Origin of the sequence: Bosea sp. OAE506 (assembly GCF_040546595.1) — a bacterium.
Classification (GTDB): domain Bacteria; phylum Pseudomonadota; class Alphaproteobacteria; order Rhizobiales; family Beijerinckiaceae; genus Allobosea.
Genome location: NZ_JBEPOB010000001.1, coordinates 351,701 through 377,199, shown reverse-complemented (window position 1 = coordinate 377,199; position 25,499 = coordinate 351,701). Strand labels below are relative to the sequence as shown.

25 protein-coding genes and 1 riboswitch are annotated in these 25,499 nt (G+C 70.7%); of the genes, 8 read left to right on the top strand and 17 right to left on the bottom strand.

All coding sequences use genetic code 11. From position 1 onward, the window contains the following. Positions 1–404: 404 nt before the first annotated feature. The 3 genes from ABIE41_RS01855 (at position 405) to ABIE41_RS01845 (ending at position 3,643) form a co-directional block, all read left to right on the top strand. Entirely contained in the window at positions 405–2,072 is a 1,668-nt protein-coding gene (locus ABIE41_RS01855) for a caspase family protein (protein WP_192643140.1), read from the top strand. A gap of 200 nt (positions 2,073–2,272) precedes the next feature. Further along, complete coding sequence (locus tag ABIE41_RS01850; RefSeq protein WP_192643139.1) at positions 2,273–2,977, top strand: CoA transferase subunit A; 705 nt, start codon at positions 2,273–2,275, stop codon at positions 2,975–2,977. A 12-nt stretch (positions 2,978–2,989) separates the two neighbouring features. Continuing rightward, the gene (locus ABIE41_RS01845; protein ID WP_192643138.1) at positions 2,990–3,643 is read left to right on the top strand and encodes a 3-oxoacid CoA-transferase subunit B; all 654 of its coding nucleotides are present in this window, start codon (positions 2,990–2,992) and stop codon (positions 3,641–3,643) included. Positions 3,644–3,751: 108 nt separating this feature from the next. Here the strand turns inward: ABIE41_RS01845 and bluB are convergent, their stop codons facing one another. From bluB to cbiE, 5 genes are read right to left on the bottom strand one after another with little or no spacing between them, the layout of a single operon-like run. Continuing rightward, entirely contained in the window at positions 3,752–4,381 is a 630-nt protein-coding gene (gene bluB / locus ABIE41_RS01840) for a 5,6-dimethylbenzimidazole synthase (RefSeq protein ID WP_192643137.1), read from the bottom strand. Beyond that, positions 4,378–5,697 (bottom strand): cobyrinate a,c-diamide synthase, encoded by a 1,320-nt coding sequence (locus ABIE41_RS01835; RefSeq protein ID WP_192643136.1) that lies wholly within the window; start codon positions 5,695–5,697, stop codon positions 4,378–4,380. Before ABIE41_RS01835 ends, bluB begins: the two co-directional genes overlap by 4 nt. Beyond that, complete coding sequence (cobM, locus tag ABIE41_RS01830) at positions 5,694–6,458, bottom strand: precorrin-4 C(11)-methyltransferase (RefSeq protein ID WP_192643135.1); 765 nt, start codon at positions 6,456–6,458, stop codon at positions 5,694–5,696. Before cobM ends, ABIE41_RS01835 begins: the two co-directional genes overlap by 4 nt. A 10-nt stretch (positions 6,459–6,468) precedes the next feature. Then, positions 6,469–6,858 carry a cobalamin biosynthesis protein gene (locus tag ABIE41_RS01825; RefSeq protein WP_192643134.1) on the bottom strand — a complete coding sequence of 130 codons (390 nt, stop codon included), beginning with the start codon at positions 6,856–6,858 and terminating at the stop codon, positions 6,469–6,471. Beyond that, complete coding sequence (cbiE, locus tag ABIE41_RS01820) at positions 6,855–8,108, bottom strand: precorrin-6y C5,15-methyltransferase (decarboxylating) subunit CbiE (protein WP_192643133.1); 1,254 nt, start codon at positions 8,106–8,108, stop codon at positions 6,855–6,857. The genes ABIE41_RS01825 and cbiE overlap by 4 nt, the downstream gene beginning before the upstream one ends. Here cbiE and ABIE41_RS01815 point away from each other — a divergent pair. Beyond that, positions 8,107–8,871, top strand: coding sequence for a cobalt-precorrin-6A reductase (locus ABIE41_RS01815; RefSeq protein ID WP_192643132.1), 765 nt, complete (start codon positions 8,107–8,109; stop codon positions 8,869–8,871). The genes cbiE and ABIE41_RS01815 overlap by 2 nt on opposite strands. Here ABIE41_RS01815 and cobJ read toward each other — a convergent pair. From cobJ to ABIE41_RS01775, 8 genes are read right to left on the bottom strand one after another with little or no spacing between them, the layout of a single operon-like run. Further along, positions 8,814–9,608 (bottom strand): precorrin-3B C(17)-methyltransferase, encoded by a 795-nt coding sequence (cobJ, locus tag ABIE41_RS01810; RefSeq protein WP_192643131.1) that lies wholly within the window; start codon positions 9,606–9,608, stop codon positions 8,814–8,816. The two genes, ABIE41_RS01815 and cobJ, sit on opposite strands and share 58 nt — an antisense overlap. Next, a complete protein-coding gene (locus tag ABIE41_RS01805; RefSeq protein WP_354191631.1) occupies positions 9,605–10,363 on the bottom strand; it encodes a precorrin-2 C(20)-methyltransferase in 759 nt (252 codons plus the stop codon). Before ABIE41_RS01805 ends, cobJ begins: the two co-directional genes overlap by 4 nt. 4 nt (positions 10,364–10,367) lie before the next feature. Then, positions 10,368–11,000, bottom strand: a complete 633-nt coding sequence (locus tag ABIE41_RS01800) for a precorrin-8X methylmutase (protein WP_192643129.1) — start codon at positions 10,998–11,000, stop codon at positions 10,368–10,370. Continuing rightward, entirely contained in the window at positions 10,997–12,304 is a 1,308-nt protein-coding gene (gene cobG / locus ABIE41_RS01795) for a precorrin-3B synthase (protein WP_192643128.1), read from the bottom strand. The genes ABIE41_RS01800 and cobG overlap by 4 nt, the downstream gene beginning before the upstream one ends. Then, entirely contained in the window at positions 12,301–15,687 is a 3,387-nt protein-coding gene (gene cobN / locus ABIE41_RS01790) for a cobaltochelatase subunit CobN (protein WP_192643127.1), read from the bottom strand. Before cobN ends, cobG begins: the two co-directional genes overlap by 4 nt. Positions 15,688–15,713: 26 nt before the next feature. After that, positions 15,714–16,751, bottom strand: a complete 1,038-nt coding sequence (gene cobW, locus ABIE41_RS01785) for a cobalamin biosynthesis protein CobW (protein WP_192643126.1) — start codon at positions 16,749–16,751, stop codon at positions 15,714–15,716. After that, positions 16,748–17,167 carry a DUF1636 family protein gene (locus ABIE41_RS01780; RefSeq protein ID WP_192643125.1) on the bottom strand — a complete coding sequence of 140 codons (420 nt, stop codon included), beginning with the start codon at positions 17,165–17,167 and terminating at the stop codon, positions 16,748–16,750. Before ABIE41_RS01780 ends, cobW begins: the two co-directional genes overlap by 4 nt. Positions 17,168–17,180: 13 nt before the next feature. After that, complete coding sequence (locus tag ABIE41_RS01775) at positions 17,181–17,804, bottom strand: HupE/UreJ family protein (protein ID WP_192643124.1); 624 nt, start codon at positions 17,802–17,804, stop codon at positions 17,181–17,183. Between the two features lie 121 nt (positions 17,805–17,925). Continuing rightward, positions 17,926–18,111: riboswitch (cobalamin riboswitch) on the bottom strand. A 125-nt stretch (positions 18,112–18,236) separates the two neighbouring features. On the opposite strand from ABIE41_RS01775, the gene cobU reads away from it, so the two are divergent. Beyond that, entirely contained in the window at positions 18,237–18,749 is a 513-nt protein-coding gene (gene cobU / locus ABIE41_RS01770; RefSeq protein ID WP_465247074.1) for a bifunctional adenosylcobinamide kinase/adenosylcobinamide-phosphate guanylyltransferase, read from the top strand. 7 nt (positions 18,750–18,756) lie between these two features. Beyond that, positions 18,757–19,368 (top strand): cob(I)yrinic acid a,c-diamide adenosyltransferase, encoded by a 612-nt coding sequence (gene cobO, locus ABIE41_RS01765; protein WP_192643123.1) that lies wholly within the window; start codon positions 18,757–18,759, stop codon positions 19,366–19,368. A gap of 176 nt (positions 19,369–19,544) precedes the next feature. Here cobO and ABIE41_RS01760 read toward each other — a convergent pair whose 3' ends face one another. Both ABIE41_RS01760 and cbiB read right to left on the bottom strand, forming a co-directional pair. Further along, positions 19,545–19,772 carry a CopG family transcriptional regulator gene (locus ABIE41_RS01760; RefSeq protein WP_192643122.1) on the bottom strand — a complete coding sequence of 76 codons (228 nt, stop codon included), beginning with the start codon at positions 19,770–19,772 and terminating at the stop codon, positions 19,545–19,547. Positions 19,773–19,839: 67 nt separating this feature from the next. Beyond that, entirely contained in the window at positions 19,840–20,859 is a 1,020-nt protein-coding gene (gene cbiB / locus ABIE41_RS01755; RefSeq protein ID WP_354191626.1) for an adenosylcobinamide-phosphate synthase CbiB, read from the bottom strand. On the opposite strand from cbiB, the gene cobD reads away from it, so the two are divergent. Both cobD and ABIE41_RS01745 read left to right on the top strand, forming a co-directional pair. Next, entirely contained in the window at positions 20,846–21,859 is a 1,014-nt protein-coding gene (gene cobD, locus ABIE41_RS01750; RefSeq protein WP_354191624.1) for a threonine-phosphate decarboxylase CobD, read from the top strand. The two genes, cbiB and cobD, sit on opposite strands and share 14 nt — an antisense overlap. Positions 21,860–21,949: 90 nt before the next feature. Beyond that, the gene (locus ABIE41_RS01745) at positions 21,950–22,921 is read left to right on the top strand and encodes a D-2-hydroxyacid dehydrogenase (RefSeq protein ID WP_192643119.1); all 972 of its coding nucleotides are present in this window, start codon (positions 21,950–21,952) and stop codon (positions 22,919–22,921) included. 84 nt (positions 22,922–23,005) lie between these two features. On the opposite strand, the gene ABIE41_RS01740 is transcribed toward ABIE41_RS01745, so the two are convergent. Beyond that, positions 23,006–23,527, bottom strand: a complete 522-nt coding sequence (locus tag ABIE41_RS01740) for a hypothetical protein (RefSeq protein ID WP_354191622.1) — start codon at positions 23,525–23,527, stop codon at positions 23,006–23,008. Positions 23,528–23,704: 177 nt separating this feature from the next. After that, positions 23,705–25,354 (bottom strand): GMC family oxidoreductase, encoded by a 1,650-nt coding sequence (locus ABIE41_RS01735; protein WP_192643118.1) that lies wholly within the window; start codon positions 25,352–25,354, stop codon positions 23,705–23,707. Positions 25,355–25,499: the final 145 nt, after the last annotated feature.

The following is a 25,499-nucleotide window of genomic DNA, read 5'->3' as shown; positions in this document are numbered from 1 at the left end:
TCGACCGTCTCCCTTGTATGTCATGCTGCACCGCGCTCGCCGCATGAGTCAACGCTGCGCGGGCGGGAATACGGCCTTGTGAATCAAGGCTCATCCCTTCGTCTTAGACGTCGCGCGCTGGGCACCGGCCGCCCGATGCGGCGCGGCTCCTCCATATGCATGACGCGAGGCGGGCCGGGGATGGGCTATGTCGCCCGACGGTTTGAACCGATCCCGCCTGCGGCGCGACCAAGCAGCAGTGATCGCAAGGAAGGCCGTTGGCGCCCGAGACGTTTTCAAGTAATGTTTCGGGCTGTTTCCTGGCGACCTTGCGGCCGTCCCGTGACGGCGACTTCCGGATGCGCGTTTCCGCCGACGCGCGCTCGGGCTCATCGGGTCATGGCGGGCCGATCAGGGAGGGTACCTTGAACTTCGCTTTGGGTTTGGACATCCGCGCCCGTTTCGCCACGCTCGCGACCCTGGCGCGATGCGTCGTCACGGCGAGCCTGCTCGGCGTCGTCGCGGTGCTGTTCGCTGCGCCTGCGCAGGCCGTGCCCGAGCGTCGCGTCGCTCTCGTCATCGGCAACAGCGCCTACACGGCCGTTCCCCGCCTCGCCAATCCGCAGCGGGACGCCACCGCGATCTCGAGCGCGCTGAAGCGCCTCGGCTTCGAGGTCGTCGAGGGCTACGACCTCAAGATGGACGAGATGACCGGCATCGTCCGCGAATTCGCGCAGAAGCTCGACGGCGCCAAGGCCGGCGTCGTCTACTATGCCGGTCACGGCATCGCGGTGGGCGACGAGAACTATCTCATCCCCGTCGACGCCTCGCTCAAATCCGAGGCCGATCTCGATTTCCGCGCCGTCAACGTGCAGCTCATCCTGCGCCAGATGCAGCGCGACGAGCGCGTCAATGTCCTGATCCTCGACGCCTGCCGCGACAACCCCTTCGCGACCCAGCTCGCCGCCAAGTCGCGCTCGGTCGCGCGCGGCCTGACCGCGATCGAGACGCAGTCGGCCTCGGGCATCCTGATCGCCTTCGCCACCGATCCGCGCTCCACCGCGCTCGATGGCGAGAAGGACGGCAACAGCCCCTTCACCGCAGCCCTGCTGAAGCACATCGAGACGCCCGAAGTGTCGATCACGACCGTGATGGACCGGGTGCGTGCCGATGTCTGGGAATCGACCGGCAAGAAGCAGAAGCCCTGGACCAATTCCTCCATCATCGGCGAGTTCAAGCTCAACCCGACGCTGAAGCTCGCCGCGGTCGATCCCTCCATGACGATCAAGGCGATCGACGGCGCCGTGCCTGTCCCGGCCGCCCCGGCCCCCGTCGGGCTCGACCGCGCCCAGATGGATATCCGCATGTGGGAGACGGCCGAGCGCGGCAACACGGCCGGCGACTACAAGGCCTATCTCGACGCCTTCCCCACCGGTCAGTTCGCGGCCTTCGCCAAGAACCGCCTGGCGCGGCTGGAGCCTTCCTCCGTCGCGGTTGCGGCGCTGCCGGCCGCGGCGGGAGCCGTTGCCCTGTCCTCGGCCGCCGCCGCCGCCCTGCCGGCCTCGCGGGAGACGGGCCATGCCGTTGCCGACGAGGCCATGAAGGGCGAGGTCGCCAGTGCCGAAACGGAGGCTGCGCTCAAGCTCACCGCCAAGGATCGCCGCGAACTCCAGCGCCGCCTCAGCCTCGCCGGCTTCAAGCCGGGCAAGACCAGCCCGAATTTCGGGCCGAGCCAGCGCGCCGCGATCAAGGAATGGCAGTCGACGCGTGCGCTGACCGCTACCGGCTTCCTCGCCCCGATGCAGCTCAAGGCGCTGCGCGCCCAGACCGAGCCCGCCTATCAGCGTGCTCTCGCCGAGGAGGCCAAGCCCGCTCCGACCCCGCGCACCCGCGCCGTCGCCCGCGAGCCGGCCGAGCCTCAGCCCCGCACCCGCGGCGGCGTCGCCTATGAGCGCGACCCGGTGATCCGGCGCGATCTGGAGCGCGAGCGGGCTGGCCAGGGCAGCGGTGGCAGCGCGGCGGGCGCCGCGATCTTCGGCACCATCGTCGGCGGCGCCATCGGCGGTGCATTGGGCGGCGGCTTCCGTCGCTGACAGGGCCGTCCGCCGCAGCGCGGCAGGCCTCCTCCGAAACAGGCGAGACGCGGCGCAGCGCGCCGCGTTTTGCTGTGATCTCGCACCCGCCGCGGCAAGACGTCGTCTCCCTCCAACGGGGAGTTGCCACCGTGCCGCCGGCTCGGCTAGTTCTGGGCCGCGCCGTCGGGCGGCATCCTTTCAGCGGCAGAGGCGATACGATGAAGAAGGTCTATCCGGACGCCACGGCGGCCCTTGCCGGCGTCATCAAGGACGGCATGACGATCATGGCCGGCGGCTTCGGCCTGTGCGGCATTCCCGACATCCTGATCGAGGCGGTCCGTGCCAGCGGCGCGAAGGACCTGACCTTCGTCTCCAACAATGCCGGCGTCGACGGCGCAGGCCTCGGCATCCTGCTCGAGACCCGCCAGATCCGGAAGATGATCTCGTCCTATGTCGGCGAGAACAAGCTCTTCGCCGAGCTCTACCTCTCCGGCCAGCTCGAACTCGAATTCACCCCGCAGGGCACGCTGGCCGAGCGCATCCGCGCCGGCGGCGCCGGCATCCCGGCCTTCTTCACCAAGACCGGCGTCGGCACGCTGGTGGCCGAGGGCAAGGAGGAGCGCGAATTCGACGGCGAGCGCTACATCATGGAGCGCGGCATCTTCGCCGACGTCTCGCTGGTGCATGCCTGGAAGGGCGACACCGAAGGCAACCTCGTCTACCGGAAGACGGCGCGCAACTTCAATCCGATGATGGCCTCGGCCTCGCGCTTCACCGTCGCGCAGGTCGAGCATCTCGTCGAGGCCGGTCAGATCGACCCCGATCACATGCACACGCCGGGCATCTTCGTGAAGCGGATCGTCCACACGCCCCAAAGCGTCAAGCGCATCGAGCAGCGCACCGTCCGCAAGCGCGCGGCCTGAGGAGACACCGACATGGCATGGACCCGCGAACAGATCGCCCAGCGCGCCGCCAAGGAGCTGAAGGACGGTTTCTACGTCAATCTCGGCATCGGCATCCCCACGCTGGTCTCGAACTACATTCCCGACGGCGTCTCGGTGCAGCTCCAGTCCGAGAACGGCATGCTCGGCATGGGCCCGTTCCCCTATGAGGGCGACGAGGATCCCGACCTGATCAATGCCGGCAAGCAGACCATCACCCAGCTGCCGACGACGAGCTTCTTCTCCTCGGCCGATTCCTTCGGGATGATCCGCGGCGGCCATATCGACCTTTCCATCCTCGGCGCCATGCAGGTCGCGGAGAACGGCGACCTCGCCAACTGGATGATCCCCGGCAAGATGGTGAAGGGCATGGGCGGCGCCATGGACCTCGTCGCCGGCGTCAAGAAGGTCGTCGTGGTGATGGAGCACGTGGCCAAGAACAAGGACGGCACCGAGTCGCCGAAGCTGCTGTCGGCCTGCGATCTGCCGCTGACGGGCGCGGGCGTCGTCGACATGGTCATCACCGATCTCGGCGTCTTCTCGATCGACGAGAACGGCGGCGGCATGACGCTGATCGAACTGGCCGAGGGCGTGACGCTCGACGAGATCAAGGCGAAGACGGGCGCGGCGTTCAAGGTGGCGGTTTGAGGCCAGGCGTCATGCTCGGGCTCGACCCGAGCATCTCAGGATCGTTGGCCTCCTTTTGCGTGAGATTCTCGGGTCGCCGCTTTGCAGCGCCCGAGAATGACGGCTGAGCTACCGCCCGCGCTCCCAGCCCGCCTTGACCAGCTCAGGCACATCGCTCTCGGCTTCCGGCCAGCCGACGCAGAGCCAGGCGATCAGCTTCCACTCCGGCGGCGCGCCCAGCGCCTCCCGCACGATCTCCGGCTCGAGGATCGAGACCCAGCCGACGCCGACGCCTGCGACCCGCGCCGCCAGCCAGAACTGCGTGATCGCCGCCACCACCGAATAGTCGAGCATTTCGGGCATCGTCTTGCGGCCGAGGCCGCGGCCCTGCGCCGTGCCATGGTCGCAGAATACCGCGATCTGCTCGGGCGCCTCGCGCATTCCCTCCAACTTCAGGGTCGCATAGAGCCGCGCCCGCTCACCCTCGTAATCGGCCAGCGCATCGGCATTGCAGCGTTCAAAGCTGTCCTGCGCCGCCTGGCGCTGCGCCGCATCGGTCACGCGAACCCAGCGCCAGGGCTGCGAATGGCCGACCGAGGGTGACAGCTCCGCCTGCGCCAGCAGCCGCTCGACCAGGCCCTCCGGCAAAGCGTCGCGCCGGAAGCGCCGGACATCGCGCCGCCATGCCAGGAGCTCGGCGAACTGGGCGGCGAACGCCTCGTCGAAGCGGGGAGGGTGGCCGGGCTGGTTCACGCTCACCCCGCCACCGCGATCGCATGGAAGAACGAGCCCGTGACGCGGCCGCGCCGGCTGCCGGCGGGGGCGGGTGCCGAGCCATGCGGGTCGGTCACCATCGCCAGCGGCGGGTCCTCGCCCTGGGTGACGATCGTCGCGTAGTGGAACTCATGGCCGGTCAGCGCGTCGCCGGCTGCGCCGAGCGGCGCGTCGGCCTCGAGCACGGCACGGCGATAGCCGAGATTCATCTTCCGCTTCGCGAAGGAGGTCTCGACCGAGAGCAGCCCGGCCATGGCGTGGCAGACCCCGTCCGCATCGATCAGCGTCCGCCCCAGCACCATGTAGCCGCCGCACTCGCCATGCACCGGCCGGGTCTGCGCGAAGGCGCGCAGGCCAGAAAGGAAGCGGTCGGCGCCGGCGATCGCGCCCGCATGAAGCTCCGGATAGCCGCCCGGCAGCCAGCAGGCATCGCAATCCTCCGGCGGCGGCTCGTCCGCCAGCGGCGAGAACGGCACCAGCACGGCGCCTGCCGCCCGCCAGCCCGCCTCGACATGCGGATAGACGAAGCTGAAAGCGGCATCGCGCGCGATCGCGATGCGACGGCCGGGCGCCGGCAACCGCGGGATCGCCGCCGGAGAAGCCGGCAAATGAGTCGACTGGGCGGCCGCCCTGACGGCGTCGAGATCGACCGCACCGGCTACCGCATCGGCGAGCGCCTCGAGACGCGCCTCGAGATCGGCGGTCTCGCCCGCCTGCACCAGCCCGAGATGGCGCTCGGGCAGGATCAGGCTGGCCTCGCGCGGCAGCGCGCCGAGCACGGGCAGGCCGATCCGCTCCATGCCCTGCGACACCAGCCGGCGATGGCGCTCGCTGGCGACCTTGTTGAGGATCACGCCCGCGATGGTGATGCGCGGGTCGTAAAGCCTGCAGCCGAGCGCGATGGCCGCCGCCGACTGCGCCTGGCCGGAGACGTCGATCACCAGCACGATCGGCCAGCCCAGCAGCGCGGCGATGTCGGCGCTCGCGCCGGTGTGCCCCTCCGGCCCCGGCACGGCGTCAAACAGCCCCATCGAGCCTTCCGCGATGACGAGATCGGCTCCATCGGCCGCATCGCCCGCAATCGCGCGCAGCAGCGCGTCGGGCATGGCGAAGGAATCGAGATTGGCGCTGGGTGCGCCGGTCGCGGCGGCATGGAAGGCCGGGTCGATGTAATCAGGCCCGCATTTCAGCCCGCGCACCACGAGCCCGTGCCGCGTCAGCGCCCGCTGCAGGCCGAGCGTGATCGTGGTTTTGCCCGAGCCGGAGCGCGGCGCGGCGATGATGAGGCCGGGCGCGGTCATACCCCGCCCCCCGGCCGGAAGCGGCGGTCGTAGCCTGTGGAATAGAGCGCGCTCTCGCCGAAATCCTCCGCCGCCAGCGCCGGGCCGACCAGGATCAGCGAGGTGCGCTCCAGCCCGGACTCGCGCACCTGCGCCGCGATCGTGGACAGCGTGCCGCGCAGCACGCGCTCGTCCGGCCAGGAGGCGCGGAAGACGATCGCGACTGGACAGGCCTCGCCGTAGAAGGGCGACAGCTCCGCCACGACCTGCTCGATGACATGGATCGAGAGATGGATCGCCAGCGTCGCGCCCGAGGCCGCGAAGGTGGCGAGCCGCTCCCGCTCCGGCATGGCGGAAGCCCGGCCAGAGGTCCGCGTCAGCACCAGCGACTGCGCGAGCCCCGGCAGGGTCAGCTCGCGTTTAAGCGTTGCGGCGGCGGCCGCGAAGGCCGGCACGCCCGGCGTCACGCTGTAGGGGATGGCGAGCGCATCGAGCCGGCGCATCTGTTCGCCAATCGCGCTCCAGATCGAGAGATCGCCGGAATGCAGCCGCGTCACATCCTGCCCGGCCTCATGGGCGCCCTGCATCTCTGCGATGATCGCGTCGAGATCGAGCGGGGCGGTGTCGACGATCCGCGCGCCCGGCGGACACCAGTCGAGCATCGCCTTCGGGATCAGTGATCCCGCATAGAGGCAGACCGGGCAGGAGGCGATCAGGTCGCGCCCGCGTAGCGTGATGAGATCGGGCGCGCCGGGCCCGGCGCCGATGAAATGGATGGTCATGAGGCGCGCTTCATGAGGATGACCGGGCCAGCGCGCAGGTGACGCGGGCGGTGGCGATGCGCGGCTGCACCAGCGTCCCGCCCGGCCCGGCGGCCGCGAGCGCGGCCGCTTCCGCCACCGAGCCGACGCCGTAGAGCGAGGCGATCCGCGTCGAGCGGGTCGCGCAACTGGCCTCGAACCCCTTGAGTGCCTCGTCGGGCACGCCGACCAGCTCGGCGGCCCGGCTGACGGCGGCGGCGGCGAGCCCGGGCTCGCCGATCCGGCTCGCCAGCGTCGCCAGCCGCGGCGTCGCCTCGCCCGACAGCCCGGCGATCGCCAGCGCTTCGTCGAGGCAGGCGAGAATGTCGGCCTCGCTGGTATCGGCGCGTAGGCCCAGCCCGACGACGAGACGGCCGCTCACGGCTTCTCGACCCGCCACTGCGTCACCGGCATCGCCGGGCGCCAGCCATGCTTGCCGCCGACGGGGACGAGCCGGTCGATCGCGATGCGCCGCAGCGAGCCGCCATGCAGCGCATGCAGCGCCGCGAGCTTCGCCTCGCCCTCCAGCGTGACGACATTGGCGACGAGGCGCCCGCCGGGCTTCAGCGCCGCCCAGGCGCCCTCGAACAGCCCCTCGACCGTCAGCCCGCCGCCTATGAACACGGCATCAGGCGCGGGCTGGCCGGCAAAGCCTGCAGGTGCCGCGCCGGTCACCGTTACCGCAAGCCCGCCCAGTTCGAGGCTGTTGCGGGTGATCCGCTCGATGCGCTCCGCCTTGCATTCGAAGGCGATGGCCGCGTTGCGCGGATGGCGCTGGCACCATTCGATGCCGACCGAGCCCGATCCCGCGCCGACATCCCAGAGCAGCCCGCCCGCCCGCGGGGCGAGCGCGGAGAGCGTGATCGCGCGGACCTCGGATTTGGTGATCTGCCCGTCATGGGCGAACCACTCCTCGTCCAGCCCCGGCGCCAGCGGCAGCACGCGCGCCTCAGGCCCGGCCTCGACAGCCACCGCGATCATGTTGAGCGGCACGATGTCGTCGAAGGCAAAGGCATCGGCACGAGTCTCGCGGATGCGCTCCTGCGGCCCGCCGAGCGATTCCAGAACCGTGATGCGGCTTGCCCCCATGCCGCGCGCGGTCAGCAGCTCCGCCACCGCCCGCGGCGTCGTCTCGTCCCAGGACAGAGCGAGAATGCGCGCCTGTGGCTGCAGATGCGGCACGATCCGAAACAGCGTGCGGCCATGCAGCGAGACCAGCGCGCACTCCTCCTGCGGCCAGCGCAGCCGGGTGCAGGCCATCGAGAAAGAGGAGGATTGCGGGATGATCCGCATTTCCGCGGCGGGAATGGCTCGGCTCAGGCTGTTGCCGATGCCGTAATGGAACGGGTCGCTGGTCGCGAGCACGCAGACCCTCCGGCCGCGCTCCGCCAGGATCTGCGGCAGGGCATTGCGGAAGGGCTGCGGCCAGGGCCTGAGTTCGCCGGGCACCGAGCCGACCAGCGCAATATGGCGCTCGCCGCCGAAGACGATCTCGGCCTCCGCCAGCGCCGCCTTCGCCTGCGCGCAGAGCCCGGCCGCGCCGTCCTCGCCCAGCCCGATCAGGCACAGCCAGGGAGAGGGAGAAGCCTCGCCGCTCGACAGGCTCTCGGTTTCAAGCGTAACTGCGGACATGACCGTGCTCATCCTCGGTGGAACCGGTGAAGCGGCGGCGCTCGACCAGCATCTGGCCGAGCAGGCGCCCGACATCCGCGCCATCATCTCGCTGGCGGGCCATACCGTCGACCCCCGGCCTGTGAATCTTCCCGTGCGCGTCGGCGGATTCGGCGGTGTCGAGGGCCTCAGGCAATATCTGCGCGACGAGGGCATCATCGCCGTTATCGACGCGACGCATCCTTTCGCGGCGATCATGCCCTTCAATGCCGAGCATGCCTGCAAGGCCGAAGGCGTGCCGCTGCTCGCCATCCGCCGGGCAGCCTGGACGCCGGAAGTGGGCGACGACTGGCACGACGTGCCCGATATGGAGGCTGCCGCGGCTGCGCTCGGCGAAGCGCCGCGTCGCGTCTTCCTGACGATCGGCCGGCTCGACCTGCCGGTCTTCGCGGAGGCGCCGCAGCATCACTACCTCGTGCGCGCCATCGAGCCGATCGGCGACCGCCTGCCCGTGCCCCATGTAGAGGTCATCCAGCAGCGCGGCCCCTTCCGCGCGCAGGACGAGGAGGCGCTGCTGCGCGAAAAGCGCATCGAGCTGCTCGTCAGCAAGAATTCCGGCGGCGACGCGACGGCGGGCAAGCTCGTTGCCGCGCGCCGGCTCGGCCTGCCAGTGATCATGGTCGCCCGCCCGCCCAAGCCCGCTGTCGAGACCGTCGCCCATGTCGATCAGGTCCTGCCCTGGCTGGTGGCGCAGGGGCTCTTCGTCACCGAGCGCGGCGTATAGACGTAAGGCGCGGCGTCGCCGGGCCGTGCGATCAGCCGCGTGCTCGACGCCCCGATCATCACCAGCGTCGCCATGTCGGCCGTCGCCGCCGCTTCGATGGCCTGTTCCAGCGTCAGGATGCGCAAGGCCTCGTCGGGGCGTCCGATGGCGCGGGCGAAGATCACCGGCGTCTTCGGCTCGCGATGGCCGGCGGCCAGTTCGAGTGCGGCGCGCAGCTGCCACGGCCGCGCCTTCGAGATCGGGTTGTAGAGGCAGGTCACCAGATCGGCAGTAAGCACGGCCTCGAGCCGCGCGGTCACCACCTCCCAGGGCTTTAGGTTGTCCGAGAGCGAGATCGCGCAGAAATCGCCGCCCAGCGGCGCGCCGGCCTTCGCCGCCGCCGCCAGCATCGCGGTGACGCCGGGCTCGATCGCGATCGGCAGGGACAGCCAGGCCGGATCGCCCGCCTCGAGCGCTTCGAACACGGCCGCTGCCATGGCGAAGACGCCGGGGTCGCCGCCGGAGACGACCGCGACATTCTTCCCCGCCGCCGCCAGCTGCAGCGCATGGGTCGCCCGGTCGATCTCGACGCGGTTGTCGGAGGCGTGCTTCGTCTGGCCGTCGCGTGCGGGGATGCGGTCGAGATAAGGCCCGTAGCCGATCAGGTCGCTGGCGGCGTCGATCGCCGTCTGCGCGGCGGGTGTCAGCCATTGCGCCGGGCCGGGCCCCAGGCCGACGATGGTGAGGGAGCCGCTCACAGCCGCCGCCCCTCGCCGGGGACCAGCACCATCGAAAAATAGGGCGCCTCGGCATCACCGCGCTCGCTGAGGCGGATGATTGCCTGGCCGGCCATCGTCGCCTGCTCGACATAGATCGCCCGCTCGATCAGGCCGGTGGCCTCCAGCGCGCGGCGCACCTTGGGCAGGTTGCGGCCGAGCTTCATGATCACGGCTGCGTCCGTGTCGGCGAGGCGCCGCACCAGTTCGGCCTCGGGCAGCGTGCCGGGCAGCACGGTCAGGATGTCGTCGCCCCAGGTGATCGGCGCGTTGGCGCGCGTCCAGGCGCCGGCCATGCCGGTGACGCCGGGCACCACCTCGGTCGGGAAGCGATGCGAAAGCCGCCGCCAGAGATGCATGAAGGAGCCGTAGAAGAACGGATCGCCGTCGCAGAGCACGGCGACGCTGCGCCCGGCCTCCATCTCGGCGGCGAGCAGGGCCGCGGATTCGTCGTAGAACCGCGTGATCGGGCCGCTATAGCCGTCGTCCTCGACCGGGACCTCGATCGTCACCGGGAAGGCGAGTTCGATCTCGCGGGCGGCATCTTGCCCGACGACGGCATCGGCCGTGATGCGGGCATGTCCGCGCCGGCCGCGCTTGCAGAAATGCACCAGCCGGTCGGCGCTCAGGATGATGTCGCGGGCGCGCACGGTCATGTAGTCGGGGTCGCCAGGGCCCAGGCCCACGCCGAACAGCAGTGTTTTTCCCAAAGGATTCTTGGCCGGCTCAAAGCTCACCGGCTTACTCCTTCTCTTGCGCCAGCGCGTTGACGGCTGCCGCCGCCATCGCCGAGCCGCCGCGCCGCCCATGCACGACCAGGAAGGGCACGCGCCCGTCCTGGGCCAGCGCCTGCTTCGATTCCGCCGCGCCGACGAAGCCGACGGGGATGCCGATCACGGCGGCCGGCTTGGGCGCCCCCGCGTCGAGCATCTCCAGAAGCCGGAACAGCGAGGTCGGTGCATTGCCGATGACGACGAGCGCGCCGGCCAGATGCGGCCGCCACAGCTCCATCGCGGCGGCCGAGCGCGTCGTGCCCATCTCGGCGGCCAGCGGCGCGGTGCGCGGGTCATCGAGCGTGCAGATCACCGGGTTGCGCGCCGGAAGGCGGGACGGCGTCACGCCATTGGCGACCATCTTGGCGTCGCAGAGGATCGGCGCGCCCGCCTTCAGCGCAGCCTCGGCGGCACCCGCGAAATCGGGGGACATCTCCACATCCGTGGGCAGATCGGTCATGCCGCAGGCATGGATCATCCGCACCACGACATGGGCGGCGCGGCCGGCAAAGCGCGACAGGTCGGCCTCGGCCCGGATGATCGCGAAGGAGCGCTCATAGATCGCCCCGCCATCGCGGATATAGTCGTAGCCCGTCGTCACTTGGTCGGTCCTGAAAGCCGGCCCGCCGCGATCAGGCGGGCATGAAGGTCCTGTCCGGGCTGCAATCGCGTCAGCAGGGCGGAAAGGTCAAGGGTGGCGACGGCGCTGTCCCGTGCGCCGCCGCCGATGACGATGCGGTAGCGCCCGCCCTCGCCGACCAGCGTGAGATCGCTGGCTGCGGGCCGGGCGCAGGATTTGACGCAGCCCGAGACATGCAGGGCCAGCCCCTCGGCGAGGTCGGGCGCCAGCGCTGCGGCCAGCGCCGCCGCATCCGCCATAGCCGGAGCCTCCGCCCGGCTGCAGGCGGGAGCGCCGGCGCAGGCCTGCACCGACAGGCGCGGGTCGTCGTCACGGGTGATCAGGCCATCCGCCGCCGCGCCGTCCAGCAGGGCCATCGCATCGGACTGCGATAGCCCGCGAAAAGCGATGCCGCGCCAGGGGGAGAGGCGAATCTCTGGGCAGCCCAGCCTTCCGGCCGCCTGCGCGAGACGGTCGAGCGATGCCGCATCGGCGCGTCCGAAGGGCAGCCCGACCAGCGCGGCATGGCTCGCGCGAACCGCAAACAGCCCGGCCCGTCGCGGCGCGGGGCGATGGGGTGGCGGCTCGGTCAGGGGGAGATCGCAGAGCGCCGCCAGTTCCGTGGTCGCGAGATCGCCCATGCGGCGGATGGCATCGGGCGCCTGCGCCCGTCGCGCGGCGAAGCGGGTCATGGTCTGGGCGACGGCGGCTGCGGCCTCGCCTTCGGCGACGGGGCCGAACCAGAGCCGATCCGCCAGCGCGATCACCACCCGCCCCGGCTCGGTCGCGACGATGCGGATGTCTCCCGCCAAGGCCTCGAGCGAAGACGCGCCACCGCCATCGACGATGACGGCGAACTTCGCGGGCAGCCCGGCGACGTCGCGCCCGCGCGCCTCGATGGCGGCGGCGAGGGCGAGCGCGTCGATCAGGTCGCTCCGCGAAGCCCCAGAAGGATGTGGCGGGCACGCCAGCGGCGAGACCAGAGTCAGCCGCTGCGGCCCGTCGCCCTCATGCTCGTCGACCAGCCGCTCCGCCAGCAGCGTCGCGACCAGCGCCGGATGGCTGTCCGCCGTCACCCCGCGCAGCTGCATATTGCCACGCGCCGAGATCTCGATCAGCCCGTTACCGTGCCGTGCGGCCAGCGCCGCGATGCGCCGCAGCTGCGCCGGGGTCAGCCGCGCACCCGGCGGATGCAGCCGCACCAGCCAGCCATCGCCGGTCTCCATGGGTTTGAGCGTGCTCGGGCACCAGCCGCGCCGCAGGGTTTCGGGGGAGGGGGCGTTCATTCCGCCGCCTCTCGCGTCGCGGGCGTGCCCGCCAGAAACGCCCCGACCGAGTTGCGCCGGCTGGTCCAGAGGCCCCGCCGCGCCGCCTCCGCCAGCCGCGAGCGGATTGCCTCGGCGGCCGGGGCGTTGGCGGTTTCGATCGCGCTCCAGACCGCGGCATCGGCGCACCAGGCCTGGAACACGGCGTCGAACAGCCCGTCCGACACGGCATTCGTGCTGGCGGCGAAGACGAAAAGCGTGTCGATCGCTTCCGCGAGCTCCGCCGCACCGCGCCAGCCATGGGCGAGATGGGAGGCGATCCAGCGCGGATGCGTCAGCCGGCCATGGACGATGCGGGCGATGTCCTCCGCCAGCGTGCGCGCCTTCGGCGTCTCCGGATTAGAGCTGTCGAGGCTGTAGAGCGAGGGGTTCGCGCCGAGCGACTGTGCCGCGGCCGCCAGTCCGCCGATGACGTCGGCGGCGCTCGACGCCTCCAAAATGTCGCGTCCGGCGGTGTCGCTGACATGGACGAAGGCGTCGGCGGTCCGGACTCGGGTGGAAAAGCTGTCATCGGCATGCCCCGCGCCCTCCGGCCCGCCATAGGCATGGCTCGAGGCGGCGAGATAGGCGGCGCCCAGCTCGTCGCGGCCGCTCCAGTCGCCGTCGAGCGCACGGTCGGCGACGGCCGCGCCATAGCGGCCCGGCGCGGCGCCGAACACCCGCGCCCTGGCTTCGCCACGACGTCGCGCGGCGGCGGGCTCGTTCCAGTCGTCGGGTTCGTCCAGCAGCGCGACGGCGCGCGCGGCGGCATCGAGCAACGCGACCTGGCTCGGAAATGTGTCGCGGAAGGCGCCCGAGATCCGCACGGTGACGTCGACGCGCGGATGCGCGAGCTTCGGCTGCGGCGTGATCGCGAATCCGGTGACGCGCGTCGAGGCATCGTCCCAAAGAGGGGCTGCGCCCATCAGCGCCAGCGCATGGGCGATGTCCTCGCCGCCCGAGCGCAGCGTCGGCGAGGCCCAGAGATCCATCACGATCCGGCGCGGCGGCTCGCCCTCATCCTGTAGATGGCGCGCGATCACGGCCTGCGCCGCCAGCGCGCCCAGCCGCGCAGCCGCCCGCGTCGGGATCGCGCGCGGGTCCAGCGTCGAGAGGTTGCGCCCGGTCGGCAGCACGTCGGGCCGGCCGCGATGCGGCGAGCCGGCGGGGCCGGGCGCCACGAAGCGCCCGTCGAGCGCGCGCAGCAATCCCTCGCGCTCGGCCTGCGCGGAGACGGGGTCGAGCGCCGACCGGCCGAAGACATGTAAGCCATCGCGGAAGGGCAACTCGGCGATGTCGCAGAGATGCGCGTCGAGCCGCGTCAGCGCCTCGCTCATCGGCAGATCGGGCGTCACGCCGCTGGATTCCGCCAGCCCGCTGGCCTGGGCCCGCGCCCGAATTTCGCTCGCGACGATGTCGGCCCGGCGCGGATCGAGCACCTGCGCCTGGCTGAACTCCTCGACGAGATCGCGCAGCAGCGCGGTCTCGCCTGAGGCCCCGATCTCCGCCAGCGGCGGCGGCAGATGGCCGAGCGTCACCGCCGAGAGCCGCCGCTTGGCCGGCGCGGCCTCGCCGGGGTCGTCGACCACGTAAGGATAGACCACCGGCAGCCCCTGCGTGACCAACCGCGGCCAGCAGGAGGCCGACAGCGCCACCGCCTTGCCCGGCAGCCATTCGGTCGTGCCATGGGTGCCCAGATGGATCAGCGCGTCGATGCCGGCCGTGTCGCGCAGCGCGCGATAGAAGGCGAGATAGCCATGACCCGGCGGCGCGTCGGGGTCGTGATAACGCGCCTTCCGGTCAGGGGTCGCATCGCGCGGCGGCTGCAGCGCGATGGTGAGAGCGCCGTCGCGGACGGCGCGGAAGCGGAAGGCGCCGTCGCTGACGGCCGGATCGGCCTCGGGCGCGCCATGGGCGGCGATCAGCGCCTCGCGGGCGTCGGGGGGGATGGTGGCGAGCCAGGCCCTGTAAGCGTCGAGCGGGAGGGCGAGGTTGGCCGGGCCGGTGGTGAGGGCGGCCATGAGGGTTTGGCCGTCATTGCGAGCGCAGCGAAGCAATCCAGAACCGTCTCGCTCGACGTCCCCCTGGATTGCTTCGCTGCGCTCGCAATGACGGGATGGGATGTCGTACCCCGCCTCCGCCAGAAGCCCCCGGATCGCGCCGACGCTCGCCGGCGTGTCGAGCCCGACGGCGAAGCCCGCCCGGCCGCCGCGCGCGGGATAATCCGACATCACCAGCGCCAGCCGGCGCGCGGCGGCCGGCTTCGACGCCAGCGCGATCCAGTTGGTCGCAAGATCGGCGAGCGCGGCGACGCCGTTTGCGTCGGGCACCAGCCGCCGCGTCACCAATCCGGTTTCGGGGTCGGTGATCTCGGCCTTGAAGGCGACGGGAATGGTGCCCAGCCGCCCGTCGAATTCCGGCAGCGCCACCTGCATGGCGAGATCGGTAGCCGAAAGCCCCCGCGGCGAGGCTGCCCAGGCGTCACGGGCGCTGCCGACCGGCATTGCCTGGAAGACGGGACAATCGGCGCCGTCGAGCACGAAGCCGGCGCCCTCGCGGGCCGAGAACGCTGTGGTTGTGACGATGGCCGTCGGCCGCCGCGTCGCGATCAGTGCCGCGAGCTCGGCTGTGACGGCGGGGTCCTTCAGGCTGGTGAGGGCGAGGATCAGCGGGGCGTGTCCGCGCGCGGCCAGCGCCGCCGCCAGAGCCTCGCCCATCGCCGTGTCGCCGGCGCTGACAGCGGAACGGTAGACCAGGATCGGCACGAAGGGCCGGTCGGGCAGGGCGGCGAGCGCCTCGCGCCAGGGCATCGGCGCGGCGTTGGCGCCCAGCGCGAACAGCGGCGAGAGGGGCAGGGGGGCGAGGTGAGACGGCCGCCGGTCGCGGCCGAGATACCCCGCCGCCACCGCCAGCAGCCGGCGCATGTTCTCCGCCCCGCCACCGGCGTGGAAATACGACAGGATCGCCCTCGCGCAGGCGGGCGGCACGGTTCCGTACTCTGCCAACCGCGCGTCGTCGCGGTCGTCGCCGGGCAGCACCGCCAACGCGATGCCCCTGGCGCGGCAGGTCTCGCTGAGCTGCTCGATGCCGTAGCGCCAGTAATCCAGCCCGCCGAGGCAGCGCACCAGCACAAAACGGCTCTTCGCCACGGTCTTCTCGATCAGGAGATCGACCGAGAGCGGGTGTCGCAGCCGCCGCAGCGAGGCGAGGCGGACGGTGAGATCACAGTCACTGTCCGCCGCCGCCAGCGCCGAGAGATCGCTGTCGGCGAAGGAAAGCACGACGACATCCCCCGGCGGCAGGGCAAGATCGACGGCGTCTTCGCCGTCGTCGAGCCTGATCTCGCTGGTCGGGAGGAGATGCATGCCTGGCTTTCGAAAAGGGCTGCCGCTCAGGCGCCGGCGAGCGCAGCCTCCACCGCCTTCACATCGAAGCCCTTGAGCCCGATCACGGTGAGACGCCCGTCGCGCGCTTCGCCTTCCGTCCAGGCCCGGTCGAAATGATGGCTGATGCGGCGGCCGACGCCCTGCACCACGAGCCGCATCGGCTTGCCCGGCACGGCGGCGAAGCCCTTGAGCCGCAGCACGCCCTGCGCCTCGGCCGCCCTGCCGAGACGGGCCGAGAGCACTTCGGGCGCGAGCCCGGCCGGCAGCGCCAGCGCGACCGAATCAAAATCGTCATGCTCATGGTCGTCGCCATCGCCGTGATGCGACGGGCGCGAGGCCAGATCAGCCTCCGCCGCAGCGCTGAGGCCGAGGATCAGCGCAGGCTCGATCGTGCCACGGCTCGTCTCGACGATCTTGATCGCCTTCGGCAGATGCGCCGAAATCTCGCTTTTGACCCGCTCGCGGGTCGCCGCGTCGATCAGGTCGCTCTTGTTGAGGAGGATCAGGTCGGCGCAGAGGATCTGGTCCTCGAAGACCTCCTCCAGCGGGTTGTCGTGCTCGACGGAGGCATCCTGCGCGCGCTGGGCGGCGAGCGCCTCGGGATCGTCGGCGAACTGGCCTTCGGCCACCGCCGGGCCATCCACGACTGCGATGACACCGTCGACCGTGACGCGGGCGCGGATCGCCGGCCAGTTGAAGGCCTGGACCAGCGGCTTGGGCAAAGCCAGACCCGAGGTCTCGATCAGGATGTGCTGCGGCGGATCGGCCCGGTTCAGGAGCTTTTCCAGCGCCGGCACGAAATCATCCGCCACCGTGCAGCAGATGCAGCCATTGGGGAGCTCGACGACGTCCTCCTCGGTGCAGCCGGAAATGCCGCAGCCCTTGAGGAATTCGCCGTCGAAGCCGAGATCGCCGAACTCGTTGACGAGCACCGCGAGCTTCTTGCCCTGCGCGTTCTCGAGCAGATGGCGCACCAGCGTCGTCTTTCCGGCGCCGAGGAAGCCGGTGATGATGGTGCAGGGAGTCTTTGTCAGGGAATTCATCGGGAACCCGCGATCGGGAGGGGAGGAAGGCGCGCGACCACGCCCTTGCGGATCGCCTCGGCGCGCTCACGCCAGGGCACGATTCCGTCCGGGGCCTCGCGATACTGCCGCGCGAAGGTGAGCAGCGTCTCGACGCCCGTCGCGGGGTCGAGATCGCCATAGACATAGGTCCAGCGGCCCTCGCCGCTGAGCGCCACCGTGCAGGGACGCTTGCAGACGGAGAGGCATTCGACCGTCTCGACGCTGACCGCGGCATCGAGCGTTGAGTCGAGCGCATCGCGAAGGCCGGCGGCGAGAACGGCCCCCGGGCGGGGCGCGTTGGGGTCGCCTCCGGCGGCGCGGCAGGTTGCGCAAACGAGGATGCGGACGGGAGCCGTGCCCGTTTCCGGGCGCGGCTGCTGTAGTTGCGTGCTCATGATCCGCCTGGCGTCAGGCCGTCGCGGGCAGGGCGGCAATCAGGAAGATGAGGCCGACGCAGGCCATGGCAGCGGCCGCCGCGCGCACCGGCATGGACAGGCTCGTCTCCGGCGAGACCAGCCGGCGCACCAGCAGGATCGTGCCGACGGTGATGGTGGCCTGGATCGCGACGAGGCCGACGAGATAGGCGCCGACCACGGCGGTCTCGGCGCCGATGATCGATTCGGCGAGCGCATGGCCATGGGCAAAGCCGGCGGCCGCGAAGAGAGCGGCGAGCGCCGGCAGCGGCAGCGAGGGCTTGAGCACGCCGATGGCGCCGATCAGCACGAGGCTGCCCGCAACCAGGATCTCACCGGCGGGCAGGTCGATGCTGTTCATATGGGCGAAGGCACCGAGCCCCATGCCGGCGATCCAGAGCACTGGCAGCAGCAGCGCGCCGGACGCGTAGCGCGAGGCGACGAGGCCGACCGCAACCAGCGCGGCGAGGTGATCGAGCCCGAGAATGGGGTGGCCGAGGCCTGACAGCAGCCCTTCCGTCAGCGTCGACGGCGTCTTGCCGCCCATCGGATGGTGGGCCAGCGCCGGGCTGCAGAGCAGGGCGGTGAAGGCGAGGGTCAGGCGGTTGCGCAGCGTCATGGTTCCGGTCTCCGTCAGAAGGCGGCCGGTCTTGCGACCGGCATACGTTCCCAAGGACGGAGCCGCATGGCCTTCGCCACGCGAACACAGCCGCCGTCGGAACACCCCGTCCGATGGGCCCATAGGAACACTGTCGACGGCAGGTCTCCTGGCTCGCGGGTCTGGTCATTCCACGCCGCCTTCCCGGGATCGCTCCCAGTGGCCGATGGCGCGAAACTCGCCGCTTACAGTTGCGGGGGCAGCCGCGGCATTGCACCGCGTTCCCTTTTCACCTCCTCGCGGAGGCACCGTCGGCGACGATCATTAGCCATGTGAGGGAGGCTGTGCAATGCAGTGCGCCGTCATTCTCGGGCGAAGCGAAGCGCAGAGCCGAGAATCCCTCTCAAGAGATGCTCGGGTCGAGCCCGAGCATGACGGCGAAGGTCACTGCCTGTGAACATCCCCCACCTCACCCTCGTCCTCGGCGGCGCCCGCTCGGGCAAGAGCCGCCATGCCGAAGCGCTGATCGAGGCGCTGCCGGGCCCTTGGGCCTATATCGCGACCGCCCAGGCCTGGGACGACGAGATGACCGCGCGCATCGCCGAGCACCGCGCCCGCCGGCCCGCGGACTGGATCACGCTCGACGCGCCCCTCGACCTGCCCGGGGCGATTCGTGGCCTGCCCGAGGGGCGCCCTGTCTTGGTGGATTGCCTGACGCTCTGGCTCACCAACCTGATCCTGGCCGAGCAGGACACCGCCGCCGCCGGGAGCGCCCTGATCGAGGCCTGCGCGCAGGCCACCGCACCGGTCGTGCTCGTCTCCAACGAGGTTGGGCTGGGCATCGTGCCCGACAATGCGCTGGCGCGGCGCTTCCGCGACGAGGCCGGCCGGCTGCATCAGGCGATTGCAGCAAGGGCCGGACGCGTGGTCTTCATGGTCGCCGGCCTGCCCATGCTGGTAAAGTGAGAATGCTATGACGAACGAGACGGATGAGGCCGCTCGCTACAAGGCGAAAATGGAAAAGCGCAAGGCGCTGCAGGACGCCGAAGTCGCCTCCAAGACGGTCGAGAAGGGGCTGCTGATCGTCAACACCGGCCCCGGCAAGGGCAAGTCGACGGCGGCCTTCGGGCTGATGCTGCGCGCGCTCGGCCATGGCTGGCGTGTCGGCGTGGTGCAGTTCATCAAGGGCGCCTGGGAGACCGGCGAGCGCCGAGCGCTGGAGGCCTTTGGCGATCAGATCGCCTGGCACACCATGGGAGAGGGCTTCACCTGGGAGACGCAGGACAAGGCCCGCGACATCGCCGCCGCCACCCGCGCCTTCGAGAAGGTCAGGGAGCTGATGGCCGATGACAGCATCCGCCTGATCGTGCTCGACGAGCTCAACATCGCGCTGCGCTACGATTATCTGCCGCTGGCCGAAGTCATCGCCACGCTGCAGGCCCGCCGGCTCGATCTCCACATCGTCGTCACCGGTCGCAACGCCAAGCCGGAGCTGATCGAGGCCGCCGACCTCGTGACCGAGATGACGCTGGTGAAGCACCATTTCAACGCCGGCGTGAAGGCGCAGGAGGGGATCGAGTTTTGAAGGGGCACAGGCGCTGATCGACCCCGCGCCGTCATCCCGGACAAGCCGCGTCAGCGGCGCCGATCCGGGATCCATGCCTGAACCTTTCCGGCAAGCGTTCCGGAATGGATCCCGGATCTCCGCTTCGCTGCGTCCGGGATGACCCGCGTTCAACAGGAACGATCAGCGCAGATTGGTCACGGCAATTCGTCACGCAGCTGGTTGACGTGCTCCAAAGTGATGACGGCGTCGGGGTTGCTGATTGGCAGATGAGGGAAGCCGTTTCGGTAGGTGATCTTCGGCTCCGCCGGCAGGGCGCGTCGGGCCAGATCTGAGATCACCTCTCCGACTGTGCGGTCCTGCTCCCGCGCCAGCTTCTCGGCGGCGCGGACGACATCGTCGTCGATCGTCACATGCGTGCCCATGATCGCTTCCCAGCGGCTGCGGACGCGATCTTATCGCAACCGGCACCGCGCCGGAAGCTGCGCAGGCTCACCCCGGCGACAGCACCAGCGCGATCAGCGCGCCACACCCCGCCAGCCCCCACAACAGCCCGCAAGCCTTCCAGTACAGCCGCAAGCCCCGCCGGATGTCGGCCGCCGTCGCCTCGGCCCGGCCATCTCCCATCCAGCCATCCTCGACCGTGACGTCGCCATAGATGCGCGGCCCAGCGAGCCTCAGGCCCAGTGCGCCCGCCATCGCCGCCTCCGGCCAGCCGGCATTGGGCGAGCGGTGGCGGCGCGCGTCGCGGCGCACGGCCCGGAAGGCGCCGGCCGCATCGGCGTCGCCGTCAAGCGCCGCGGCCGCGACGATCAGCAGTGCGGTCAGCCGCGAAGCGGGCAGGTTGACGAGGTCGTCGAGTCGCGCCGAGGCCCAGCCGAAGGCGAGGTGGCGCGGCGTCCTGTGGCCGATCATCGAATCGGCGGTGTTGATCGCCTTGTACATGATGATGCCGGGCAGGCTTGCGACCCCGAGCCAGAAGGCCGGAGCCACCACCCCGTCGGAGAAATTCTCCGACAGGCTCTCGATGGCGGCGCGCGAGACGCCGGCCTCGTCCAGGCTGTCAGGGTTGCGGCCGACGATCATCGACACCGCCTTGCGCCCCTCGGTGAGCCCTCCCGTCTCCAGCCCGTGTGCGACGGCCGCGACATGCTCGTGCAGGCTGCGCTGCGCCAGCAGCGTTGAGGCCAGCACCGCCAGCGGCAAAAGTCCCGCCGGCCCCAGCAGCTTGCACAACGCGGTCAGCGCGAGCGCCCCGGCCAGCGTCACCGCGAGCAGGATGAGGAGCGCGGCCACGCCCGCCGCCTTCCGGGCGGCGAAGCCGGCCGTCTCCCGGTTCAGCCGGCGGTCGAGCCCGGCGATCAGCGCGCCAATCCAGGTGACGGGATGGCCGATCCGCGCATACAAGCGCTGCGGATAGCCGAACGCGGCCTCGATCGCGAGCGCGGCCAGCAGCAGAAGCAGTGTGTCGGGCAGGGCCATGGGCGGCGAGGCAAACGTGACGGAGGGCATCTGGCATGGCGGCGATCTCGGCCGGGCGCGGGCGCTGTTTCCGGAAGCGTCCGAGCCCTGGATCGATCTCTCCACCGGGATCAACCCGATCCCCTATCCGCTTCCCGCGCTGCCGTTAAGCCTCTGGCAGCGCCTGCCCGCCGCCGATGACGAGGCGGCGCTGCTGGCAGCGGCGCGAAACGCCTATCGCGTGCCGGCCGATGCCGGCATCGTCGCCGCGCCCGGTACGCAGATCCTGATCGATCTCCTGCCGCGGGTTGTCCCGGATCTCATCAGGGCCGGGCCGGTCGCGGTGCTGGGGCCGACCTATGCTGAACACGCACTCGCCTGGCGCAAGATGGGCGCGACGGTCGTCGAGGCAGGCAGCTTGGCTCATGCCGACGACGCCGCGACGGTGGTGGTCGTAAACCCCAACAACCCGGATGGGCGCCTGCTGTCGGTCTCGGACCTCACCGCGCTCGCCGGACGCTGCGCTGCCCGTGGCGGGCTGCTGGTCGTGGACGAGGCCTTCTGCGATTTCACGTCGGAGGCGAGCCTGATCCCGGCCCTGCCGCCTGCGACGCTGGTGCTGCGCTCCTTCGGCAAGACCTATGGCCTGGCCGGTGTCCGGCTCGGCTTCGCCATCGGCGAGGCGGATCTGGTGTCGGCGCTGCGCGACGCGATGGGCCCCTGGGCCGTGGCCGGCCCCGCACTCGGCATCGGCGCGCACGCGCTCGCCGATGCCGAGTGGCTGGCGCAGGCCGGCGCCGCGCGGGCCGCCGACGCCACGAGGCTCGATGCGCTGCTGGCTCCTCTGGGCGAGATCATCGGCGGCACCGCGCTGTTCCGGCTCCTCGCCACGCCTGACGCTCCAGCGCTCTTCGCCCATCTCGGCGCCAACGGCCTCTATGTGCGCCGCTTCCAGGCCGATCCGACCCGGCTGCGCTTCGGCCTGCCAGGCGATGCGACGGGCTGGGCGCGGCTGGAAGCGGCACTGGCCTGTTTCCCGCATGGCGGTTGAGCGGCTGGCGCCGCGTCTGTGCCGTGGCGGGATGCCGCGGTGGCAGGCTAAGGTGGCCGCCGCCTGTCTCACCCCCCGAGGATTGCGTTGATGCCTGCTCTGCCGACCGGAAGCGACCTGACCATCTGCTTCGCCCATGCCGCCTATCAGTTGCAGGCCGAATTCGCGACGCGCGGGCATGCCGCCAAGAGCTTCGAGGTCCGCTCGCTCGACGAGCTGAAGGCGCGGGCGCCCGAGGCTGATGTCGTGGTGGTGTCCGGGCTCTGGCGCAACGAGCTGATCGCGTCCTGCCCGAGGCTGCGCTTCGTCCAGTCGGTTTCCGCCGGCACGGACCAGTACGACAAGGCCGCTCTTGCGGCGGCGGGCATCCGGCTCGCGAGCGCTCAGGGAGCCAATGAGCGCGCCGTGTCCGAGCACGCCATGGCGCTGATCCTCGGCCTGACCCGCCAGATCCACCTCGCCCGCGACAACCAGACCGCCGCGACCTGGCGCCCGATGATCGGCGACCGTGCCCGGCGCGAGGACGAGCTCGGCGGCAAGACGTTGGTCATCGTGGGCTTGGGCCGCATCGGCCTGCGGCTGGCGACGCTGGCTGCCGCTTTCGGCCTGCGCATCATCGGCGTGCGCCGCAGCCCCGAGCCGCATCCCGACATCGAGGCGATCGTCCGGCCCGACCAGCTTCACGAGGTGCTGGCGCAGGCCGATATCGTCGCGCTGACCTGCCCGCTGACGCCCGAAACCGAGAACCTCATCGACGCCGCCGCACTCGCGGCAATGAAGCCCGGCGCGCTCCTGATCAATGTCGCGCGCGGCAAGGTCGTCGACGAGAAGGCGCTGGTCGCGGCGCTGTCGGAAGGGCGCATCGCGGGCGCCGGCCTCGACACCTTCGTCGAGGAGCCGCTGGCGGCCGCTTCGCCACTCTGGGCGATGAAGAACGTCATCGTCACGCCCCACAGCGCCGGTGAGACCCGCGCCTACGAGACCAATGTCGTCGACCTGCTGGTGGACAACCTCGCCCGGCTCGCGCGCGGCGAGACGGCGTTGCGCAATCAGGTGGTTTGACCAGCGCCCTCGAAACCTTTGGTCATCCCGGGGCAAGCCCGGGATGACGGGTGTATCCTTGCCAAGCTGAATGTCGCGCCGCACTCACGCCCGCAGGCCACGCCACCAGCTTCGCGCCGCGTCACGGGCCCGGATGGCAAAGCCGTAAGCCGCGCTGCTGCGGACCCAGTCGAGCGCCCGGCGCCGCAGCCGGTCCAGGAGCGTCATCAGCCAGTTCAGCCAGCCATAGGTCAGCAGTTTCTCCCGGCCGGCATGGTAGATGCGCTCGACCAGCAGGAAGCTGACGAGATGGGCGAAGGCGAAGACGACGAGCCCGGTCCGGAACCGGCCATCGGCCATCATCACCAGCCCGAGCAGCTTCAGCGGCTCGGCGATCGCGAAGGGCACCGCCAGCAGCGCCAGGATCGAAAGCCGCGACTGCCGCGCGATCACGGCCTCCATCCGTGCCACGATGCGCAGCGATGCGACCCACTCGACCAGCGGCCGGTAGAGCGGCCGGGCGATCTCATCGAACACAACGACGACGGTCAGTACCGCGCGCAGGATGGCGAAGAGGAGGCGGGCGAAGGGGGCGCGTGTCTCGTCCCGGGTCGGCGGCTGCGTCATCGATCGTCCTTGAACGGTTACGCCGTGCCGCAGCCGTGGTTCATCATCCTATCCCGACAGATCCCAGCAATTCTGAGGCGTCCCCATCAAGCGCAGGTCATCCCGGGTCTCCCTGCGGTCGCCCGGGACGACCGGCGTGGATGAGGCGAACGGCAGCGGCCAGGGGGGGAGTGGAAATCACCCCGCCTTCGCGTCCTCCAGCATCATCGCGGCGCCCTTCTCGGCGATCATCATCGTCGGGTTGGCGGTGTTGCCGGAGGTGATCGCGGGCATGACGGAGGCGTCGATGACGCGCAGGCCCGCCACGCCGCGCACCCGCAGCCGCTCGTCGAGCACGGCGCGGGCATCGTCCGAACGGCCCATCTTCGCGGTGCCGACGGGATGGAAGATCGTCGTTCCCAGCCGGGCCGAGGCGTCGAGCAGGTCCTCGTCGCTCGTCGCCGCCGGCCCCGGCAGATGCTCCTGCGGCCGGAACCGCGCCAGCGGCGCCTGCCCGACGATGCGGCGCGTCAGCTTCATCGCGTCGATCGCGACCTGCCGGTCGGCCTGCGTGTCGAGATAGTTCGGCGAGATCGCGGGCGCGTCCTCGGCGTGGGGCGTCGCGATATGGACATGGCCGCGGCTGGTCGGGCGCAGATTGCAGACGCTGGCGGTGAACGCATCGAAGGGATGCAGCCCCGAGCCCCAGGAATCCAGCGAGAGCGGCTGGAAATGATACTGCAGATTGGCGGTTGCGTGCTCGGGCGAGGATTTCGCGAAGGCACCGACCTGCGAGGGCGCCATCGTCAGCGGCCCGCTGCGCATCGCCGCATATTGCAGCGCCATCAGCGGCCGGCGCCAGATCTTGGCGTAGTCGCTGTTGAGGGTCCGCACGCCCTCGACCTTGTAGACGGGGCGGATCTGGAGATGGTCCTGCAGGTTCTCGCCGACGCCGGGCAGGTCCGCCACCGTCGCGATGCCCAGGCCCTGCAGCCGCGCCCCGTCGCCGATACCCGATCGTTCGAGCAGCGCCGGCGAGCCGATCGCGCCGGCCGAGAGCACGACCTCGCCCGAGACCTCGGCCCGCAGCTTCTCGCCGCCATGGCTGAACTCGACCGCCGTCGCTTGGCCGTCCTCGATCACGACGCGCTCGACGAGCACCTTGATCTCCAGCCGCAGATTGTCCTCCCGGGCGTCGAGCACCGGCCGCAGGAAGGCGTTGAAGGCGCTCAGCCGCCGCCCGCGCCGCTGGTTGACCTGGAAATAGGAGGAGCCCTCGTTGTCGCCGGTGTTGAAGTCGTCGATCTTGGCGATGCCCGCCTCGGCCGCGGCCTCCCGGATGGCGTCGAGGATCGCCCAGCGCACGCGCGGATGCTCGACGCGCCATTCCCCGCCGCTGCGGTGGACCCCGCTCTCGCCCGGGCCGATATGGTCCTCGTGCTTCAGAAAATAGGGCAGAACGTCGTCCCAGCCCCAGCCGGACAGCCCGAGCTGGCGCCAGCCATCGTAGTCGGCGGCTTGGCCGCGCATATAGACCATGGCGTTGATCGCCGAGGAGCCGCCGACGACCTTGCCGCGCGGATAGGCCAGCGCCCGGCCGCCGAGGCCCGGCTGCGCTTCCGTCTTGAACAGCCAGTCGGCGCGCGGATTGCCGATGGCGAAGAGATAGCCGACCGGGATGTGGAACCAGATCCAGTCGTCGCGCCCTCCGGCCTCCAGCACCAGCACCCGCGTCTTGCGGTTGCGCGACAGCCGGTTGGCGACGACGCAGCCCGCCGAGCCCGCGCCGATGACGACATAGTCGAAGCGGCCGATGCAGCGGCGGTCGGTCTCGGCGGCGTCGGCCATGGCGTTCCCTCGGTGCGATGGCGGGTACCGCCCGCTCTGCGGCAACGGATAAGCGGCGCGGCCAGTGGCGGCAATGGCGCTAAAGTGCGGATGGACTTTGCGTGAGGCCTCACGTCCACGCTGATCCGGAGCGGCGGCCAAGAGC